This window comes from Pseudomonas sp. PLMAX (genome assembly GCF_046042685.1).
Classification (GTDB): Bacteria; Pseudomonadota; Gammaproteobacteria; order Pseudomonadales; family Pseudomonadaceae; genus Aquipseudomonas; species Aquipseudomonas putida_AE.
The window spans coordinates 5741743-5760910 of sequence record NZ_CP064949.1; the positions used below are offsets into that span (position 1 = coordinate 5741743).

Consider the following 19168-nt stretch of genomic DNA (forward strand, 5'->3'; position numbering starts at 1 on the left):
AGCCGGCTCCTACAAGATCACGCCAGCGGAAAATGAATACGGAAGGCGGCACCGCCCAAGGGCGAGTCCCCCAGGGTGAGTTTTGCGCTATAGCTTTCGATGATGTCCTTGACCACCGCCAGGCCAATACCCTGTCCTGGATGCTGACGGTCCAGGCGTTCACCGCGCTGCAGGATCCGCGTGCGCTGATCGAGCGGGACGCCTGGGCCATCGTCTTCCACGCATATCTCGATACCATCGAGGGTATGCATGCTGATGCGCACTTCGCTCAGGCACAGTCGATACGCGTTCTCCAGAAGATTGCCGAGCATTTCCAGCAAGGCGCCCTGCTCGATAGGGACCAGACACTGCGGCGGCAAATCGAAGGTAACCTGTACCTGTTTGTCGCGATAGACCTTGTCCAGCGTATCGCAAAGGCTCTGCAACACCGGCTGCAGGCGTACCTGATGGCGCACCAGTCCGCTCTTGCGCAGGCTGGCGCGTTGCAATTGGTAACCGATCTGTTGGCTCATGCGCTCGATCTGGGTCTGCAGCACCCAGGCCTGATCCCTCTCCTCAGGGCGTTGCGCCATGCCTTCGCTGACCCCCTGCAATACCGCCAATGGGGTTTTCAGGCTATGGGCCAGATCGTCGAGGGAATCGCGATAACGGCTACGCTGTTCGCGCTCGCTGTGGAGCAAACGGTTGAGAGAGCCGGTCAGGCGCAGCAGTTCACGTGGGTGTTGCTCGCTCAGGCTTTCACGGGTGCCGCTTTCGATCTCGTCCAGTTCCTGGCTCAGCCGGCGCAACGCCTGCAACCCCCAGGACAAGCCGCCCCACAGCAATGCCAGAAGCACCAGTAATGCCGCGCCGAAACCCAGGTAAAGGTTTTCCCGCAGACCGCCGAGCGTAGCATCGTATTCACGCGCCGGTTGCAACGCGACGAAGCTGAACGCCGCGTTTTTGCCGCCGAGCAGTTTGACCTCAACGTCATAGACGAAGAATTCCTGGCCAGTGTCCTGGCGAATCCTGGCAAATTCATTACCGCGCCCGTCGTAACGCGGCTTGTAATTGATGTTCTTTACCAGGGTGTCTTTCGAGCGCCAGACCAACTGGCCTTCGCGGTTATAGATGTAACCGAGCAAGTTGCCATCGGCCAGGTTGAAGCGCTCGTCGGGCAACTGTTCTGGCATCAGCAAGCGGTCGTCCTCGACCCGTGCAGCAGAGATCAACGTGGTGACGTCCGACGCCAGTCGCTGCTCGATGGCGTCCTGCAGCGCCAGGCTGAACGCTCCCTGCATCGCCGGCAGCAACGCCAGCATGAACAATACTGCGAGGATCGTGGCGGCGAGCATCAGGCGAACGCGAAGAGAACCGATCAAGTGCAACGCTCAGTGAACAGATAGCCCAGGCCACGCACCGTTTCGATTGGCTTGAAACCGGACGGACCTTCAAGTTTTCGACGCAGACGGCCGACCAGCACTTCGATCACGTTCGGGTCGCGCTCGTCATCGTCCGGGTAAAGCTGCTCCATCAAACGGTCCTTGGGGACCACCTGCTGATGATGGCGCATCAGATACTCGAGAATCCGGTACTCATACGCGGTCAATGCCAGTGGTTGCTCCTCAAGGGACGCCTGCTTGCGATTGAGGTCCAGCAGCAGCGGCCCGGCAACGATCGTTGACTGGGTAAATCCGCTGGAGCGGCGCAACAAGGCATTCAGCCGAGCTTCCAGTTCTTCAAACTGAAAGGGCTTGACCACATAGTCATCGGCACCGGCAGCAAGGCCTTCAACCTTGTCCTGCCAGTTACCGCGTGCGGTGAGGATCAGGATCGGGAAGGTCTTGCCTTGCGAGCGCAACTGACGGATCAGATCCAGCCCGCCCATGCCCGGCAACCCGAGATCGATCACCGCCAGGTCGTGGTTGAACTGCTCGGTCTGATACAGCGCATCGACGGCGTTGGCCACGGACTCGACCACATGGCCGCTGTCCGTCAGGCGGGTTTGCAAGTGATGACGCAACAGCGCTTCATCCTCGACAACCAGCAATTTCATGTCGCTCTCCCAGGCAAATCAAATACCCCGGAGGCACGATCGACGCACCTCCATGACTAACAGGCTGCGCCGGAACAATCTCCTGGATTGATCCGGCGCAGCCTGTTGCACACGCTTTTCAGAAAGCATAGTTGGCTGAAAGGTAGGTCTGTGCGCTGCTATTCAAACTCAGCGATCCCTGCTTGCTACCACCTTGTGCGCTCATTTCGGTGCTGGCGTTGCTGCGCAGGTAACGGTACCCCAGTTCAACTGAAGTGTTTTGCGAAACCTGTTGCAGAATGCCTGCCTGTGCGCCAATGGTGTAACCGAAGTTAGTGTCGCGACTGAAACCTGATGACTCCTGGGTCAATTTGGTCAACCCGGCGGAGGCACCGCCGAATAGCCTGGTGTCAGCACCCAAGGGATGGAACAGATCGTAGCTGCCCAACAGGTTCTCCTGACGCAGTTTAATGCCATTGTGCGAGCCCGACACGTTATCGTACGTGGCGTAGTAACGGCCTTGGCTGTTTTGCTGCCCCACACGCAAGCCCCAGGTGTGGTCCTTGGCAATCACGCCGTCGGCGTTCGGACGGTTGAGATTATCGTTCAAGGCGCTGGACTTTTTGATCTTGTCGCTGGTCTGCCCATAAGTAAGGCTGGCGAAATTGTCGTTGGCACCGAATGCGGCAGTGCTCGCGCCGAAAACGGTGAATGCCAGCAGCAGTTTTTTGATTCCAGTCATGGGTGAAGCTCCTCATAAGTTCGTGCTTGAGTTCGTGTTGTTTTGGCTACGGAGCAAGACTACTCACGCCGCCCTGAACTCACCCTGAACGCGCGCTTAACCTGAGCTGAACCATATCCACCCAGCTGTTTTGATGATTTTCCAGCAGCAAATCCCCCAGGACTACCCAGCATCAAGGCAACCCGGCAAAATGCCCGACATGAATCCTGTCCCCGCCCTGCCCGTCTTCTGCACGCCCCTCGACGCCCATTGGCCGCTGCCGCTGGTGCTGCCCGATGCGGTGCTGTTGAGTACCCACTTCGATACGTCGCAACTGCTCAGCGATGATTTCCAGCGCAGCGCCATCGAGGCGCCCGCGAGCATTCAGCGCTCGGTCGCCAAACGCCAGGCAGAATTTCTCGCCGGGCGGATCTGCGCCCGCGCAGCCCTGCAACAACTGGAAGGCCTGAACTTCAGCCCGGCCATCGGTGATGACCGGGCGCCTGTCTGGCCTGCGCACATTACCGGTTCGATCACCCACAGCACCGGTCGGGCCGCGGCGATCGTGGCGAAGAAAAGCCATTGGCGCGGGTTGGGGATGGACATGGAAAACCTGCTCAATGCCGAACGTGCCGAACGCCTGGCCGCGGAAATCCTCACCCCGGCGGAACTGCAGCGCATGGCCGCCGGTCATCGCGATCAGCTCGCGTTGCTGGTCACCCTGACGTTTTCAGTGAAGGAGAGCCTGTTCAAGGCGCTCTACCCGATCGTGCGGCAACGTTTCTACTTTGAACACGCCGAGGTGCTGGAGTGGACCGAGTCAGGTGAGGTGCGGTTGCGGTTGCTGACGGACCTGTCCGGTGAATGGCGTAACGGCACCGAACTGGAGGCGCAGTTCGGGGTCAAGGATGGGCAGTTGTTGAGTCTGGTCAGTATCAAGGCCTGAAAGATATTTGCTGTTTGTCAGGCCCTCTTCGCTGGCAATCCAGCTCCTACAGGGGATTTGGGGCGCGGGGTCTCAGCGTTTCTCCTGATTGCGCGGCCAGCTCAGGCTGAAACATGCGCCGCCCAGGCTTTTGCTCTTGCCGATCAACGCCCGACCGTCGTGCCAATGGATGATCCGCCGCACGATCGACAATCCCAAGCCATGGCCGCCCGAGGCCCGGGTGCGGCTGTCGTCGAGGCGCAGGAATGGCGTGAAAATTTTCTCCCAGGCCATTTCCGGCACACCCGGCCCGTCATCTTCGACATCCACCCGACAACGTTGCTGCCCCACCTGATAGCTGATGGTGACTCGCGATTGAGCGTGGCGCATGGCATTGGTCACCAGATTCTGCAGCGCCCGGTGCAGGTAGCGCGGCTCGGCCTCGACCCAGGCGTCGTCGCAGTCGGCGGCCGACAGGCACAACCCTCGCTGCACCGTGACCTCGGCGCGCAAGGGCGCCAGCTCATCGATCACCTGATTGACCAAGGCATCCAGATCGATACGCTGAAAATTCAGGGCTGGCGAGCCTTGCTCCAGCCGCGCGTAAGTCAGCATCTCGTCGACCAGGCGGTCGAGGTCCTCGATATCGTGGTCCATGCCTTCGCAGTATTTTTCCAGGTCTTGCGGGGTCTTGGCCGAGCCGATCATTTCCAGGCCAAACCGCAGGCGGGCCACCGGCGTGCGCAATTCGTGGGACACGGCACGCACCAGCTCTCGCTGAATGGCCAGCAGCTGTTGCAGGTGCTCGGCCATGCCGTTGAACGCCGACGCCAGTCGCCCTACCGAGTCTGCACCCCGCGCCGGCACACGGGTTTCCAGGCTGCCCTTGGCGATCCGCGTGGCCGCCGCTTCCAGCCCGCGCAAGCGGCGCTCCAGTTGCCGCACCAGCAGGTAGACGATCAAGCCGATCAGGCTCAGCCCCAGTGCGGCAATCAGCACCAGCCACTCCGGCGGATAAGGATTCATCTGGTACAACGGGCCGATTTCCAGCACCCAGGGCGTGCCGACCATGCCGGCGAATACCCGGATCGAATCGCCCTCCTTGCCCAGCGCCATCACGGTGTCGCCCTCGGACACCCGACGGCTCTGGTCTTCGTCCATGTCGGCGTCTTCGACCGTGACCAGGCGCAAATCGAAGCCAAACCCCTTGTCCTGTTTCAATTGCGCCAGACGCACCGGTTGCTCGCCCACCGGGTAGCGCACCAGTTCGTCTGCCAGCAGATAGATAGTCGCCCGGGCGAGTTGTTCGCTGATCTGCTGGACCTCACCGGTGAGAACAAGCTGCTCCTGGTCGCTGACCAGTCGATAAACCCTGGCCGCATGCGGGCCGGTCTGCTCCACCAGGGCCTGGCCGCGCAATACCCGGGTGCGCTGGGTGAGGTCGAGGTCGGTCTGGGCAAAGGTTTTCAGCGCCAGCGGAATCCCCAGCAGCCGCTCCCACACCAACAGGGCCCGGCGGCGTTCGGTCTGGTTCATCGGTTGCAGGTTGTCGGCCATCAGCGAAAACGTGCCGTGGGCCAGGCGTTCGCGGTACTGCTCGCCGCGCACCTCATTGAGCAGGTGCAAAGCCAGCACACCGAGCACCGCCACCAGTATCAGCGCGGCACACATGCCGCCGTAGATCCGCAGGAAGATCGAGTTCACAGGGTCGGGTCTACGCAGGCCTCGGGGACAAACAGGTAGCCTTTGCTGCGCACGGTCTTGATCAGCCGCGGATGGTCCGGGTCATCACCGATCTTCGGGCGGATGCGCGAGATGCGCACGTCAATGGAGCGGTCCTGGCCGTCATAGCCGATGCCGCGCAACGCGGTGAAGATTTCTTCCCGGGACAGGATGCGCCCCGCGTTGGCCACTAGCAGCCAAAGCAAGTCGAACTCGGCGCTGGTCAGTTCGATGCCGTTGTCGTGCAGCCAGGCTTCGCGCAATGCGTTATCCACCACCAGCGGGCCGAACTGCAGGCGCCGTTGTTTTTCCGGGACGACCTCCGGCGCTTCACTGCGGCGCAGCAAGGCCTGGATGCGCGCCAGCAGCAAACGCGGGCGTACCGGCTTGCACACGTAGTCGTCGGCCCCCAGGTCCAGGCCGAGGATCTGGTCGGTGTCGTCGGTGCGCGCGGTGAGCATCAGGATCGGGCCGTCATACCGGTCGCGAACCTTGCGGCATATGCTCAGGCCGTCTTCGCCCGGCAGCATCAGGTCGAGAATCACCAGGTCCGGCTGTTCCTTGATGATGCGGGCCGCCGCCAGGGCACCATTGCCTTCGATCGACACATTCAGGCCATTGGCTTGCAGGTAATCGCGCGTCAGTTCGGCCAGACGCTGATCGTCCTCCACAATCAATACCTGCCAGGCTTCTTGCTCCACCGGTGACCTCTACTTGCCAGAACGCTCATAAGGAAGGATCCGCCCGTCTTTTTGTAATGATAGGGGTGGATAAATTGCATACATGCTGACCGATTGTATAAACGTCGCCCACGCAGAACACAAGCCGGTAAATGCGTTCGGACAGCCAGGTTTTTTGTGATAGGGTTCGCGCCCTTAAAAACCTGATCAGTCATTTTCGCCCGTTAAAAATCACTGAAAAAAGCTTCAATCCAGCTAGGTCGCGGCCTACACGCCGGTTCCCTCTTTCACACACAATTTACGCACAGTTTATCCACAGGCAGCACGTTGCATTCGCCCCCCAAAACGCATTATCTTGTAGCCAGCGCGTTATAAAATCCCTACATGTAGGGTTTTAAGCTAAAAACCAAACACAAACCGGACAGCAATTTCAAGCGCTTTTCATGCGTCTTTCCGGTTGAACCAAACGTATTTTTCGAAGACCAAACCGCGCGTGCGGATGGCTACTGTATTTCGACCCAAAATGGTGAAAACGGTACGGGTGTTGCAGTCATTACTGACACCTGGAAAGGAATGCGGTATCGAGCAAAGGCTCGCACCTGAACTTCGGCACGGACGGCCTCATTAGCCTTTTTCCTACTGTCCCGAAGTTGTTATGCCCGACACCCACGTCGGTTGTAGTGCTTCAGGACAGAACGGTGGGCACCGTAAAGGTGCCCAAACAAACATAGAGAATGTGGAGACACCCCCATGCAAACCGACACAACTCGCGAGAACCCGCAGGGTACCTTGCCGCAGGCCGCTGATTCGAATTCGGATCTGTCCGCCACCGCGCCTGGTCAATTGCGCGTGATCAAGCGTAACGGCACTGTCGTTCCTTACACCGATGACAAGATCACCGTCGCCATCACCAAAGCGTTTCTCGCAGTTGAGGGCGGCACCGCTGCCGCTTCGTCGCGCATCCACGACACCGTGGCGCGCCTGACCGAACAGGTCACTGCCACCTTCAAGCGTCGCATGCCATCGGGCGGCACCATCCACATCGAAGAAATCCAGGACCAGGTCGAACTGGCCCTGATGCGTGCCGGCGAGCAGAAAGTGGCCCGCGACTACGTGATCTACCGTGACGGTCGCTCGAAAGAACGCGCCGCCCACGCTCCGGTCGAAGCCGCGGTCGACGCTCACCCGTCGATCCGCATCACCCGCGCCGACGGCAGCCTGGCACCGCTGGACATGGGCCGTTTGAACACCATCGTCACCGAAGCGTGCGAAGGCCTGGAAGAAGTCGACGGCGACCTGATCCAGCGCGAAACCCTGAAGAACCTGTACGACGGCGTGGCCCTGACCGACGTCAACACCGCCCTGGTGATGACCGCCCGTACCCTGGTCGAGCGTGAGCCGAACTACTCGTTCGTGACCGCCCGCCTGCTGATGGACACCCTGCGTGCCGAAGGCCTGGGCTTCCTCGGCGTCGCCGAGAGCGCAACCCACCACGAGATGGTCGACCTGTACGCCAAGGCCCTGCCTGCCTACATCGCCAAGGGTATCGAATTCGAATTGCTGAACCCGGTCCTGGCCGACTTCGACCTGGAAAAACTGGGCAAGGCGATCAACCACGAGCGCGACCAGCAGTTCACTTACCTGGGCCTGCAAACCCTGTACGACCGTTACTTCATCCACAAGGATGGCGTGCGTTTCGAACTGCCGCAGATCTTCTTCATGCGCGTGGCCATGGGCCTGGCGATCGAAGAGAAACAGAAAGAAGACCGTGCGATCGAGTTCTACAACCTGTTGTCGTCCTTTGACTACATGTCTTCGACCCCGACCCTGTTCAACGCCGGTACCCTGCGTCCACAGCTGTCGAGCTGCTACCTGACCACCGTGCCGGATGACCTGTCGGGCATCTACCACGCGATCCACGACAACGCCATGCTGTCGAAATTCGCTGGCGGCCTGGGCAACGACTGGACGCCGGTGCGTGCACTGGGTTCGTACATCAAGGGCACCAACGGCAAGTCCCAGGGCGTTGTACCGTTCCTGAAAGTGGTGAACGACACCGCCGTTGCCGTCAACCAGGGTGGCAAGCGCAAAGGCGCTGTGTGTGCCTACCTGGAAACCTGGCACATGGACATCGAAGAGTTCATCGAACTGCGCAAGAACACCGGTGATGACCGCCGTCGTACCCACGACATGAACACCGCCAACTGGATCCCTGACCTGTTCATGAAGCGTGTCTTCGATGACGGCAAGTGGACCCTGTTCTCGCCATCCGAAGTACCGGACCTGCACGACCTGACCGGCAAGGCTTTCGAAGAGCGCTACGAGTACTACGAAGCGCTGACCGAGTACCCGGGCAAGGTCAAGCTGTTCAAGACCATCCAGGCCAAGGACCTGTGGCGCAAGATGCTGTCCATGCTGTTCGAAACCGGCCACCCATGGCTGACCTTCAAGGACCCGTGCAACCTGCGCAGCCCGCAGCAGCACGTCGGCGTGGTCCACAGCTCGAACCTGTGCACCGAGATCACCTTGAACACCAACAAGGACGAGATCGCCGTTTGCAACCTGGGCTCGATCAACCTGCCGAACCACATCGTGGGTGGCAAGCTGGACACCGCCAAGCTGCAACGCACCGTGAACACCGCCGTGCGCATGCTCGATAACGTGATCGACATCAACTACTACTCGGTGCCACAAGCGAAGAACTCCAACTTCAAGCACCGTCCGGTCGGCCTGGGCATCATGGGCTTCCAGGACGCCTTGTACCTGCAGCACATTCCTTACGGTTCCGACGCAGCCGTCGAGTTCGCCGACAAGTCGATGGAAGCGGTCAGCTACTACGCGATCCAGGCATCCTGCGACCTGGCTGACGAGCGTGGCGCCTACGAGACGTTCCAGGGTTCGCTGTGGTCCAAGGGCATCCTGCCACTGGATTCGCAACAAATCCTGATCGAAGCCCGTGGCCAGAAGTACATCGATGTCGACCTGAAGGAATCCCTGGACTGGGCACCGGTTCGCGCCCGTGTACAGAAAGGTATCCGTAACTCGAACATCATGGCCATCGCACCGACCGCGACCATCGCCAACATCACTGGCGTTTCGCAGTCGATCGAACCGACCTACCAGAACCTGTATGTGAAATCGAACCTGTCGGGCGAATTCACCGTGATCAACCCGTACCTGGTTCGCGACCTGAAAGCTCGCGGTCTGTGGGACTCGGTCATGATCAACGACCTGAAGTACTACGACGGTTCGGTGCAGCAGATCGAGCGCATCCCGCAAGAACTCAAGGAGCTCTACGCGACTGCCTTCGAAGTGGACACCAAGTGGATCGTTGACGCGGCCAGCCGTCGTCAGAAGTGGATCGACCAGGCTCAGTCGCTGAACCTGTACATCGCCGGTGCTTCGGGCAAGAAGCTGGACGTGACCTACCGCATGGCCTGGTACCGTGGTCTGAAAACCACTTACTACCTCCGTGCCCTGGCCGCGACCAGCACCGAGAAGTCGACCATCAACACCGGCAAGCTGAACGCTGTTTCCAGCGGCGGCAACCATGGTGATGATTCGGTCCTGGCAGCTCCAGCAGGTCCAGCTCCAGTGCCGAAGGCTTGCGCCATCGACGAGCCGGATTGCGAAGCTTGCCAATAAGCTGAACCGGTAACACAAAACCCCCGACAGGCCCCTGGCTTGTCGGGGGTTTTCTTTTGCCCATGAAAAAGATCGCAGCCTCGATCCCTGTAGGAGCTGTCTCGCGAAGCGAGGCTGCGATCTTTTGATCCAAAAAAAAACCCCTCTTGCGAGGGGCTCCTTGTGCAGGCTTTCAACCAACCCGCATCAAGCCATCTGAATGATGGTCTGCATGATGGTGCTCTGGGTCGAGATGGTCTTGGCGTTCGCCTGGTAGTTGCTCTGCGCCTTGATCAGGTCGACCAGTTCGTTGGTCACGTTGACGTTGGACTCCTCCAGGGAGTTGGAGTGGATTTCACCCAAACTCCCGGTTTGCGGAGCATCGTAGCCCGGAATACCCGAACTGTAGGTTTCTTTCCAACTGCTGCCGCCCACTGGCTGCAGACCTTGCTCGTTGGTGAAACTGGCCAATGCGAACTGACCGATCGGCTTGGTCTGGTAGTTACTGAAGTTGGCCAGCATGACGCCGCTGCCGTCGATGGTCAGGTTGGTGATCTCGCCAGTGGCGTAGCCGTTTTGTGCCGGAATGGAACGCGCGGTATCGGCGTTGAACTGGGAGGTACTGCCCATGGCGATGGTCAGGCCCGCCGGGTCGGCGGATGCGCCGTTGGCTGCCCAGACACCATTGGTCACTTTGCCCGGAACCCAGTTGGTGATCTTCAGATCAGGGCTGACGACTGGAGGAGTACCCGGAGTGGTAACCGAAACCAGCTTGCCGCTGGTATCGAACGCCATGACGGAAGCCACCGGAGGGGTCGTCTTCGGGTCGCTGCCATCAGGATTTCGACCATCAATCAGGGTGTAGGTGCTCCAGGTATTCGGACCAGTCTTGACCATGTACTGGTCCATCGAATGCTGGTTGCCCTGGGTGTCGAAAACCGGGGTAGTGAACTGCTTGCTGTAGGATGCCGTCTTGCTCGGGTCGAACGGGTTTGCCACGACGTCTATCACATCGGACGTAGAGTTCAAGTTGATCGTCGACGATACGGTCGTGGTGGCTTTCGGCGCCAGGTTCGACGTATCGATACGCAGGTCGGTCAACACGCCGTTGATGATCTTGCCGTCGGCATCCACACCGTAGCCCTGCACTCGCGCCGAATAATCGGTGTTGGTGACGTAGCCGTCCTTGTCGACCTTGAACGTACCGGCACGGGTATAGGATAACGAACCGTTGTTGTTCAGTACGAAAAAGCCCGAACCGTTGATGCCCACGTCCAGCACGCTGCCAGTGCCGCTGCTGACATCGCCCTGGGTAAATTGCTGGGAAACGTTGGCCAGGCGCACACCGCTGCCGACGGTCTTGTTACCCGTGCCCAGTTTGGTGGACGAGTACACGTCCGAAAATTCCGCACGGGACGATTTGAATCCGACGGTTGCGACGTTGGCGATGTTGTTGCCGGTTACGTCCAGTTGCTTGTTGGCGGCATAGAGACCGCTAAGGCCGATGTTGAAAGACATAGTCCACTCCGTTGTGCCGGGTTAGTCGGCTCTATATACCAATGGTTTGCACTTTGGACAGGGCGATACTGCCCAGCCCAGCCAGATTGAGCATCAATTCACCGCCGGTCTGGCTGAGAGTCACGCTGGTGACGGTTGCTGGCAGGTTGGTGATCAGCGCAACGCTCTGTTCATCGATGGTGGTCGCTGCGGCAAAGGTGTAAGTCCCCACCGGGGCCACGTTACCGGCATCGTCCTTGCCATCCCAGGTGAAGCTGGCATCGCCGGCTTTCTGATCAGTCAGCTCGATAGTGCGAACGACCTTGCCATCCTTGTCGGTAACTTTCACCGTGGCCGAGGCTACGGATTGAGGCAACACGACCGCCCCGGTCATGCCCTTCGTTGTATCGACCACTGCCTTGTCGCCCGGCGCAATGACCGAACGGCCAACCAGCGACGAAGCTTGCAATGCCTGTGATGAGCCGAAGGCGCCAGCAATGCCGCTCACGGTACCGTTGAGCGTGGTGATGCCTTCAAGGCTACTGAATTGTGCCAACTGCGCCACGAACTCGCCGTTGTCCTGCGGTTCCAGCGGATTCTGGTTTTTCAATTGCGTGACCAGCAATTGCAGGAACGCATCCTTGCCCAAGGCCTTTTTACCCGAAGCGCTACCCGCCGCTGACGCCAGACTATCGTCTGTCTTGGTCTTTACCGCGGAGTTGGCCAGGATATCGTTGATATTCAAACCACTGGTGGTATCGGTAACACTCATCTGAGTCGCCCCTTATCACTGACCGAGGGTCAGGACCTTCTGCATCATGGTCTTGGCGGTATTCATCATTTCGGCGTTGGTCTGGAACGAACGGCTCGCGGAAATCATGTCAGCCATTTCTTCCACCACGTTGACGTTCGGGTAGTAGACGTAGCCCTTGGCATCGGCGGCCGGATGGTTCGGCTCATAGCGTGCTTCAAGGTTGCTCTGGTCTTCGACCACGCCCAGCACCTGAACGCCTTGACCAGCCGCGTCCTGGTTCTGGAACAGCGAATCGCTGCCGCCAGCCTGGCCGCCCTGGAACATGGTGGCGAACACCGGGTGACGCGCACGGTAGGTCTGGTCGATGCTCGAGGAGACCGTCTCGGCGTTGGCGATGTTCGAGGCCACGGTGTTCAAGCGCGTGGTCTGGGCACTCATGCCGCTACCGGCAATGTTGAAAACACTGGACAGGGACATGACTTACTCTCCGCGCAGGGCTGACACCAGCCCTTTGAATTTGCTGTTGAGCAGGGTGAAGCTGGCCTGGAAGTTGACCGAGTTTTCCGCGTAGTTCGACTGTTCCAGCTGGGCGTCCACGGTGTTCTGGTCGATCGACGGTTGCATCGGCGTGCGGTACATCAGCGACTCGTCGCCATTGCCCAGGCCCTGGGCTTCGATATGACGGTTGTTGGTCATGTTCAGGGCGAAGGTGCCGTTTTTGGCCTTGTCGTTCTGCGCCTCGAGTACTTTCGAGAACTCCAGGTCCCGCGCCTTGTAGTTCGGGGTGTCGGCGTTGGCAATGTTGTTGGCCAGGACTTCGGCACGCTGGGCGCGGAAGCCCAGAGCCTTTTCGTGAATACCGAGCGCTTTATCGAAGCTGATGCTCATGTCGGGAAACCTTTGGGTGACCTGATTTTTCGTAGGATGGACATAGCAAGCGTCATGCCAATCCAGAAAACCCCGTAAACCGGGGCTTTGCGGGCATTGGCCCCGGCGGCAACGACAGAAAAGCGGCAACCGGCTTCCGCTGGATGCCGCTTTTCTGCCGCTTGCCTCTGCTTACGAAGACGCCAACCTACCCTGTGGGAGCGAGCTTGCTCGCGATGACGGTGTGACAGTTTGCATTGATGTCGACTGACATGACGCCATCGCGAGCAAGCTCGCTCCCACAGAGGTCATGCGGTGCCTGTGAGAAATCATCAGGCACAAAAAACGGGAGGCCCTGAGGACTCCCGTTATTTTTGCAACACCAACGATTCATTTCGCCTGGTAAATAATCCCCGGGCTGCACTGGACCATCTGGTAATGATCCGGCAATCCGTTCAACGCTTCTGAAGCACCGAGGAACAGATAACCGCCCGGCTTCAACGTGCTGTGAATACGCAACAGGATGTCCTTCTTCACTTCGGCGGAGAAGTAGATCAGCACGTTGCGACAGAACACGATGTCGAACTTGCCAAGGCTCGCGTAGCTGTCCAGCAGGTTGAACGAACGAAACTCGACCCGGCTCTTGATTGGCGCCTTGATCGCCCAGCGCCCCGGCCCTTTCGGGTCGAAATAACGCTGCAGGCGCTCGGGAGACAGGCCGCGACCTATGGCCAGGCTGTCGTACTCGCCCGTCTTGCAGTTGTTCAACATGGTGCCCGACAGGTCGGTGGCCACAATCTGCACGCCCATCCTCAACTGCCCTGGATTGAACCGCTCGAACTCATCAATGGACATCGACAGCGAATACGGTTCCTGGCCCGATGAGCACGCCGCCGACCAGATCCGCAGACGCTGGCCGGGACTGGCCTTGATCGCTTCAGGCAGCACCTTGTTCTTCAATACTTCAAACGGATAGGTGTCCCGAAACCACAAGGTTTCGTTGGTCGTCATCGCATCCACGACCATCTCGCGCAATCCGCTGCGCGGCTGGGTCTGGATGCGCTGGACCAGTTCACCCAGGGACTTGATGCCCTGCTGCTCCATCAGTTTGTTGAGACGGCTGGAGACCAGATACTGCTTGTTTTCACCGAGCAAAATGCCACAGGCTTTTTCCAGGAACACCCGGAACTGTTCGAAATCCAAATTACCCGTAGACAATGCTGCCGCCTCTAAAATCGTGTGACTGCCGGGGGCCGAACGCCCCTAGCTGATGTCTGCTGCCTTGATCCGGTCGACTACCCGGGATGCCAGGTCATCAGGACGGAACTTGGCCAGGAAGTCATCGGCACCGACCTTCCTGACCATCGCCTGATTGAACACACCTGACAACGAAGTATGCAGGATGATATGAAGCTTTTGCATGCGCGGGTCGTTGCGGATCTCGGCCGTGAGGGTGTACCCGTCCATTTCCGGCATCTCGATGTCGGAAATCATCATCAGGAATTCCTCTTCCGGCCGCTTGCCCTCGTCGACCAGTTTGCGCAGGTAATCCAGCGCTTGCCGGCCGTCGTTCAACGCCACCACTTCAACACCGACCGTTTGCAGGCAACGGGTGACCTGCTTGCGCGCCACCGACGAGTCATCGACCGTCAGCACGCGCAAGGAGAGCGCCTTGTGCTGGGTCTCGACATCCACCACCCCGGCGGAAATCGCTTCCGGGGTCGGCGCAACTTCTGCCAGCACCTTCTCGACGTCGATGATTTCGACCAACTGGTTGTCGACCCGAGTCACCGCCGTCAGGTAGTGGTCGCGCCCCGTGCCCTTGGGTGGCGGATGAATCTCCTCCCAATTCATGTTGACGATGCGTTCCACCGAGCGCACCAGGAATCCCTGGGTCTTGGTGTTGTACTCCGTGATGATCACGAAAGGGTTGCCCTTGTCCTTCAAGCCACCGGAACCGGTCGCCATCGCCAGATCAAGGATCGGAATGGTCGCCCCCCGAATATTCGCCACGCCACACACGACAGGACTGGACTTGGGCATCAACGTCAGCTTGGGGCATTGCAACACCTCCCGCACCTTGAACACGTTGATCCCATACAGCTGCTGGCCGTCGAGACGGAACAACAGCAACTCAAGGCGATTCTGCCCCACCAGTTGCGTGCGCTGGTTTACCGAATCCATTACACCAGCCATGCCTGACTCCTACGCCAACGCCAAGTGTTGTTGCGACGCGCCTTCTGCACTAAACGGCACGGCGCTTGCTTTTTATCTGTCATGAACACAGAACCGACATTTTTCCGCCGCCTGACCACCCCCTGCCGCCAATGGCTCGGGGTGTTGTCGGCTGTTTGCCTGTTCAACGCTGGCAGCCCTGCCCTTGCTGACGCGGTTACCTTGCCTGACATGCTTATCGGCGTCACCCAGGGCTTTCTTGAATTCACCGTAGAGGACTATCTGGCGACGAGTCAAACCCAGGGTCGCTACGAAATCCAGGTGAACCCGCTCGATCCGCGCCTGCGCATGCCCATGTGCGACAAGGAATTGACAGCCACCCTGGAGAGTCCGGCCAAGCCTTTGGGCCGCGTAACGGTCAAGGTTCGCTGTGAAGGAACATCCCCCTGGACCGTGTTCGTACCCGCTCAAGTACGCCTGTTTCGCGAGGTCGTCACCACCACCCGGCCCCTGCGTCGTGCCGGCATTGTCGAACCGCAGGACGTCATGCTGCGTGAGCGCGATATCAGCCTGCTCAACCAGGGTTACCTGACGGACGTGGACCAGGCCATCGGGCAACGACTTACCCGACCAATGGTCAATGATCAGGTCATCAGCCTGGTGCACATCGAACAGGCGGAAGTCATACGCAAGGGCGACCAGGTGGTGATTACCGCCCGCAGCGGTACGCTCAGCGTGCGCATGCCCGGCGAGGCATTGGCCGGTGGCGGCCTGAGCGAACAGATTCGAGTCAAGAACCTCAATTCCAAACGGGTCATCAAGGCGCAGATCATCGCGCCGGGCCAGGTGGAAGTGTCCATGTAGGGCTTACTGTGGGTGAAGAAGTGGCGCCGACCTCGACGCTTCCCTAAACTGTGTGCCAGGCACGGCAAGCGCTGGCGCGCGCAAGCTCATTTTGATAAATGAGCCTAAAGTTTTTCAGGGAACGGCCGAAAACATGGCAAGCGTCCAAATTCCCAGAGGTTTTTTACCATGGTCATCGATTTCAGCCGATTGAACAGCTCCCCGTCACTCACGGGCAGTACACGTACCACCGCCAAGGAAACTGCCGAAACCGGCAAGTCTGCCGAGCCCAATACCCCGGCCGAACAGGCCAATACCGTCAAAAGCGGCGAATCGGTACATCTGAGCAATGAGGCGCAACAGTTGCAGAAGATCACAGATACGCTGCGCGATCAGCCTGCCGTCGACAAGTCCCGAGTGGCCGAGTTGAAAGCAGCCATCGCCGATGGCAGCTATAAAGTCGACAGCAACCGTGTAGCTAGCAAACTGCTCAACTTCGAAGCCCAGCGCTAAGCCTCGGCCCGCGCCAGGCTTTTGGACGCTTAAACCCCAAGGCCAGCCATGCACGACACTAATTTACTGCAACTGATCACCGACGACCTTGCTCCAGCGCAACGCTTGCTGGAGTTACTGCGCACCGAATCCCTCGCCTTGCATGGCCGCGACATGCAGTTGCTGGAAGAGATTCTGGCGCAGAAGCAGGCAATGATCATCGAGCTCGAACAGCATGGCCGCAAACGCAGTGAGCTTCTCGCCAGTCTCAACCTGCCCGCCAACCGCAGCGGCCTGGAACAACTGGCCAGCCAATCGAGCGTTGGCGAAGCGCTGCTGGCGCAAAGTGATGTGCTGACCGACCTTCTGGCTCAATGCCACGCCGCCAACGCCAACAATGGACAGTCGATCCTGGTACAGCAGGCCGCCACGGCCACCCAGCTGAGAATCCTTAATGGCGGTGAACAACCCGCGCTCTATGACGCCAGCGGATCATTCTCCAGGCTTGTGAAACCACGTCCGCTCAGTCAGGCTTGAGCCTGTCGATAAGCACGCTCTATCAAGACGCGAAACATGCTGGCAAAATGCCGCACGCCGTAGTCAAAATTTGTCTGGAGATTGATTAACCGTGTCCAATGCCTTAAACGCGGAAGATGCGCCGCAGCCACCCAAGGTGCTCAGCACGCCCCTGGAAATCTCCGGCAATTTGCGCCAGCTGCTAGACAGCCATGACCCGCTGATCATCACGTTCCACGAGCGCAGCCAGCGCTTCCAGAGTTATCTGGTGGACCTGGACCGCGAACGCAACATGATTGCCCTGGACGAAATGATTCCCCGAGATGGCGAACGCTTCCTGCTGGCCGGCGAACCTTTCAAGGTCGAAGGATTTCATGAAGGCGTGCGCATCGCATGGGAAAGCAATGGCCCGCTGACCATCGACGAATCCAACGGCAGCCGTTGCTACCGTGGCACCCTGCCCGATGAGGTCGTTTACCACCAGCGCCGCAATGCCTTCCGGGCCGCGTTGAAACTGGCCCAACTGGTCAACGTCAATCTGGACGGTGAAAAACTCAAGGCATCGATCAGTGGCAAGCTGCTGGACATTTCCGCCACTGGCTGCAAGTTGCGCTTCGAGGGCGACATCACCGGCAGCCTGCAACTGGGTCAGGTCTACGACCGATTCAACGCCGACCTGCCCTTCGGTAAAATGACCGCGCCGGTCGAACTGCGCTACCTGCACTTCGAAGAAAAGATCAACACCACCTTTGCCGGCGTTCGCTTCCACAACATGAGCGGGCTGGTGCAGCGTCAGGTCGAGCGGTTCGTCTACCAGCTGCAACGCGAAGCGCGGCGCTTCGACAAAGACGACTTCTGAGACAAAGCTCTCAAGGCAAAAACGGGCAGCCCCTTGCGGTGACTGCCCGTTTTTTTTACCTGAATGTCATGGCCTGGCTTCGGTAAAACTCTGCTCCCTGCCCGAATCCGGTTCTTGCGGCGGCTGATCGGTTCCCGGTTCCGGTTCTGGTTCGGAACCAGGCTCTGGTGCAATCGGATTCTGCATCTGGTCCTGCACCACCTGCTCATCCACCCTCGGATCGAGTGCCGCCACCAGTGGCGAACTCGACATACTGTCCGGCATGGCGACGTGATGCAGCGGTGCGTCGTCCACCTGATGCAGGTTGGTCACCGCTTTCGGACGAATTCGCCACACCAGCACCAACGCAAAGAAACTGAAGAACGCATAGAGCATCTGGCTGCCGAACAACTTCATCAGCACACCCGCCACCAGCGGCCCGATACTGGCGCCCACGCCGTAGGTCACCAGCAACATCGCCGTCAGCGATACCCGTCGATCGCCCTCGACATGGTCATTGGAGAAGGCCACGGCCAACGGATAAAGGCAGAACTGCACCAACGAACAGAGGAACCCGGCGATGAACAGGACTTCCAGCGGCACCCGCTCCATGATCGCCAGCGGCAAGGCGGCCAACGCCAGGCTGAATGCAAAGCAGCGGATCAACAGCGCCCGGTCATAGCGATCGGACAACCATCCCAACGGCCACTGCACCACCAACCCGGCAAAAATGCAGCTACCCATGAACAGGCCGACCTGCTCCGTCGACAACCCTTGCTGAGAGGCGTACAGCGGCGCCAGACCGTAGAACGAGCCGACGATCAGCCCTGCCCCCAGGACGGTACTCAATGACTGCGGCACGCGCTTGATAAAGAACCGCGGCTCCATCGGCGCGGGATGCAAGGGCGCCGGGTGAATCCGCCGGGTCAGGGCCACCGGTACCAGGCAGAGGGTGAAACACAGGGCCACCAGCATCAGCAGTTCCAGGCCCAGCCCCGGGTGCATGACCAGGATCAACTGACCCAGCACCAACCCCAGGTAGGAGGCGATCATGTAGCCGCTGAACACCAGTCCGCGCTGCTTGGCTTCGGCCTGCTCGTTCAGCCAGCTCTCGATGACCATGTACTGGCACATCATGCCAAGACCGACGATCACCCGCAGGAACAGCCACGCCGGCAACCAGTTCACCAGGCCATGGCCCAGCACCGCCGCGCCGACGATCCCGGCACAGGCCGAGTAGGCTCGTATATGCCCGACCCGCGCAATCAACCGATGGCCGATCTTGCCGCCCAGCACCAGGCCGAAATAGTTGGCGGCCATCAATGCACCGACCCACAGGCTGTCGACATGATCGGCAGCCAGGCGCAACGCCAGGTAAGTACTCAACAGGCCTGAGCCGATCAACATCATCAGCGAAGCGAAGTAAAGCGCTCGAAAGGACTTCCAGATTTGGCGCAACGAGCGGCTCCTTGCAGTGAGTGACGGGCTATTCAAACGATA

Annotated in this window: 18 protein-coding genes; 6 read left to right on the forward strand and 12 right to left on the reverse strand. The window is 59.4% G+C overall.

The window, feature by feature from the left end; genetic code table 11:
- Positions 1-17: 17 nt before the first annotated feature.
- The 3 genes from DKB71_RS26110 to DKB71_RS26120 form a co-directional block, all read right to left on the reverse strand.
- Positions 18-1361, reverse strand: coding sequence for an ATP-binding protein (locus DKB71_RS26110; RefSeq protein ID WP_274072902.1), 1344 nt, complete (start codon positions 1359-1361; stop codon positions 18-20).
- The gene (locus tag DKB71_RS26115) at positions 1358-2035 is read right to left on the reverse strand and encodes a response regulator transcription factor (protein WP_274072901.1); all 678 of its coding nucleotides are present in this window, start codon (positions 2033-2035) and stop codon (positions 1358-1360) included. The genes DKB71_RS26110 and DKB71_RS26115 overlap by 4 nt, the downstream gene beginning before the upstream one ends.
- Positions 2036-2153: 118 nt before the next feature.
- Positions 2154-2756, reverse strand: a complete 603-nt coding sequence (locus DKB71_RS26120; RefSeq protein WP_274072900.1) for a hypothetical protein — start codon at positions 2754-2756, stop codon at positions 2154-2156.
- Between the two features lie 199 nt (positions 2757-2955).
- Here DKB71_RS26120 and DKB71_RS26125 point away from each other — a divergent pair, with 199 nt between their 5' ends.
- The gene (locus DKB71_RS26125) at positions 2956-3681 is read left to right on the forward strand and encodes a 4'-phosphopantetheinyl transferase (protein WP_408598327.1); all 726 of its coding nucleotides are present in this window, start codon (positions 2956-2958) and stop codon (positions 3679-3681) included.
- Between the two features lie 72 nt (positions 3682-3753).
- On the opposite strand, the gene DKB71_RS26130 is transcribed toward DKB71_RS26125, so the two are convergent.
- Together DKB71_RS26130 and DKB71_RS26135 are read right to left on the reverse strand one after the other, a co-directional pair.
- On the reverse strand, positions 3754-5364 hold the full coding sequence (locus tag DKB71_RS26130) for an ATP-binding protein (protein WP_274072898.1): 1611 nt from the start codon (positions 5362-5364) through the stop codon (positions 3754-3756).
- Positions 5361-6083 carry a response regulator gene (locus DKB71_RS26135; RefSeq protein ID WP_274072897.1) on the reverse strand — a complete coding sequence of 241 codons (723 nt, stop codon included), beginning with the start codon at positions 6081-6083 and terminating at the stop codon, positions 5361-5363. Before DKB71_RS26135 ends, DKB71_RS26130 begins: the two co-directional genes overlap by 4 nt.
- A gap of 729 nt (positions 6084-6812) precedes the next feature.
- On the opposite strand from DKB71_RS26135, the gene DKB71_RS26140 reads away from it, so the two are divergent.
- Complete coding sequence (locus DKB71_RS26140) at positions 6813-9707, forward strand: ribonucleoside-diphosphate reductase subunit alpha (protein ID WP_408598330.1); 2895 nt, start codon at positions 6813-6815, stop codon at positions 9705-9707.
- Positions 9708-9893: 186 nt separating this feature from the next.
- Here the strand turns inward: DKB71_RS26140 and flgE are convergent, their stop codons facing one another.
- From flgE to DKB71_RS26170, 6 genes are all read right to left on the reverse strand, one after another.
- Positions 9894-11204, reverse strand: coding sequence for a flagellar hook protein FlgE (gene flgE, locus DKB71_RS26145; RefSeq protein ID WP_323608125.1), 1311 nt, complete (start codon positions 11202-11204; stop codon positions 9894-9896).
- Between the two features lie 31 nt (positions 11205-11235).
- Positions 11236-11955 carry a flagellar hook assembly protein FlgD gene (flgD, locus tag DKB71_RS26150; RefSeq protein WP_408598332.1) on the reverse strand — a complete coding sequence of 240 codons (720 nt, stop codon included), beginning with the start codon at positions 11953-11955 and terminating at the stop codon, positions 11236-11238.
- A 15-nt stretch (positions 11956-11970) separates the two neighbouring features.
- A complete protein-coding gene (flgC, locus tag DKB71_RS26155) occupies positions 11971-12414 on the reverse strand; it encodes a flagellar basal body rod protein FlgC (RefSeq protein WP_042607186.1) in 444 nt (147 codons plus the stop codon).
- A gap of 3 nt (positions 12415-12417) precedes the next feature.
- Positions 12418-12825 (reverse strand): flagellar basal body rod protein FlgB, encoded by a 408-nt coding sequence (gene flgB / locus DKB71_RS26160; RefSeq protein WP_274078104.1) that lies wholly within the window; start codon positions 12823-12825, stop codon positions 12418-12420.
- Positions 12826-13194: 369 nt separating this feature from the next.
- The gene (gene cheR / locus DKB71_RS26165; RefSeq protein WP_046817752.1) at positions 13195-14022 is read right to left on the reverse strand and encodes a protein-glutamate O-methyltransferase CheR; all 828 of its coding nucleotides are present in this window, start codon (positions 14020-14022) and stop codon (positions 13195-13197) included.
- Positions 14023-14067: 45 nt separating this feature from the next.
- Positions 14068-15000, reverse strand: a complete 933-nt coding sequence (locus DKB71_RS26170) for a chemotaxis protein CheV (RefSeq protein WP_274078105.1) — start codon at positions 14998-15000, stop codon at positions 14068-14070.
- Between the two features lie 81 nt (positions 15001-15081).
- Here DKB71_RS26170 and flgA point away from each other — a divergent pair, with 81 nt between their 5' ends.
- From flgA to DKB71_RS26190, 4 genes are all read left to right on the forward strand, one after another.
- Positions 15082-15843 (forward strand): flagellar basal body P-ring formation chaperone FlgA, encoded by a 762-nt coding sequence (gene flgA, locus DKB71_RS26175; RefSeq protein WP_408598336.1) that lies wholly within the window; start codon positions 15082-15084, stop codon positions 15841-15843.
- 168 nt (positions 15844-16011) lie between these two features.
- Positions 16012-16335, forward strand: coding sequence for a flagellar biosynthesis anti-sigma factor FlgM (flgM, locus tag DKB71_RS26180; RefSeq protein ID WP_323628103.1), 324 nt, complete (start codon positions 16012-16014; stop codon positions 16333-16335).
- Between the two features lie 48 nt (positions 16336-16383).
- A complete protein-coding gene (locus tag DKB71_RS26185) occupies positions 16384-16851 on the forward strand; it encodes a flagellar protein FlgN (protein ID WP_323628104.1) in 468 nt (155 codons plus the stop codon).
- A 91-nt stretch (positions 16852-16942) separates the two neighbouring features.
- Positions 16943-17689, forward strand: a complete 747-nt coding sequence (locus DKB71_RS26190; RefSeq protein WP_274078109.1) for a flagellar brake protein — start codon at positions 16943-16945, stop codon at positions 17687-17689.
- 66 nt (positions 17690-17755) lie between these two features.
- Here DKB71_RS26190 and DKB71_RS26195 read toward each other — a convergent pair whose 3' ends face one another.
- Complete coding sequence (locus DKB71_RS26195; RefSeq protein WP_274078110.1) at positions 17756-19126, reverse strand: MFS transporter; 1371 nt, start codon at positions 19124-19126, stop codon at positions 17756-17758.
- Between the last annotated feature and the right edge of the window lie 42 nt (positions 19127-19168).

What these genes read in the sequence shown, in the direction of transcription:
- DKB71_RS26115 (WP_274072901.1), bottom strand. Translation starts at nt 2,035, where the DNA reads ATGAAATTGCTGGTTGTCGAGGATGAAGCGCTGTTGCGTCATCACTTG.
- DKB71_RS26120 (WP_274072900.1), bottom strand. Translation starts at nt 2,756, where the DNA reads ATGACTGGAATCAAAAAACTGCTGCTGGCATTCACCGTTTTCGGCGCG.
- DKB71_RS26125 (WP_408598327.1), top strand. Translation starts at nt 2,956, where the DNA reads ATGAATCCTGTCCCCGCCCTGCCCGTCTTCTGCACGCCCCTCGACGCC.
- DKB71_RS26140 (WP_408598330.1), top strand. Translation starts at nt 6,813, where the DNA reads ATGCAAACCGACACAACTCGCGAGAACCCGCAGGGTACCTTGCCGCAG.
- flgE (WP_323608125.1), bottom strand. Translation starts at nt 11,204, where the DNA reads ATGTCTTTCAACATCGGCCTTAGCGGTCTCTATGCCGCCAACAAGCAA.
- flgD (WP_408598332.1), bottom strand. Translation starts at nt 11,955, where the DNA reads ATGAGTGTTACCGATACCACCAGTGGTTTGAATATCAACGATATCCTG.
- flgC (WP_042607186.1), bottom strand. Translation starts at nt 12,414, where the DNA reads ATGTCCCTGTCCAGTGTTTTCAACATTGCCGGTAGCGGCATGAGTGCC.
- flgB (WP_274078104.1), bottom strand. Translation starts at nt 12,825, where the DNA reads ATGAGCATCAGCTTCGATAAAGCGCTCGGTATTCACGAAAAGGCTCTG.
- DKB71_RS26170 (WP_274078105.1), bottom strand. Translation starts at nt 15,000, where the DNA reads ATGGCTGGTGTAATGGATTCGGTAAACCAGCGCACGCAACTGGTGGGG.
- flgA (WP_408598336.1), top strand. Translation starts at nt 15,082, where the DNA reads ATGAACACAGAACCGACATTTTTCCGCCGCCTGACCACCCCCTGCCGC.
- flgM (WP_323628103.1), top strand. Translation starts at nt 16,012, where the DNA reads ATGGTCATCGATTTCAGCCGATTGAACAGCTCCCCGTCACTCACGGGC.
- DKB71_RS26185 (WP_323628104.1), top strand. Translation starts at nt 16,384, where the DNA reads ATGCACGACACTAATTTACTGCAACTGATCACCGACGACCTTGCTCCA.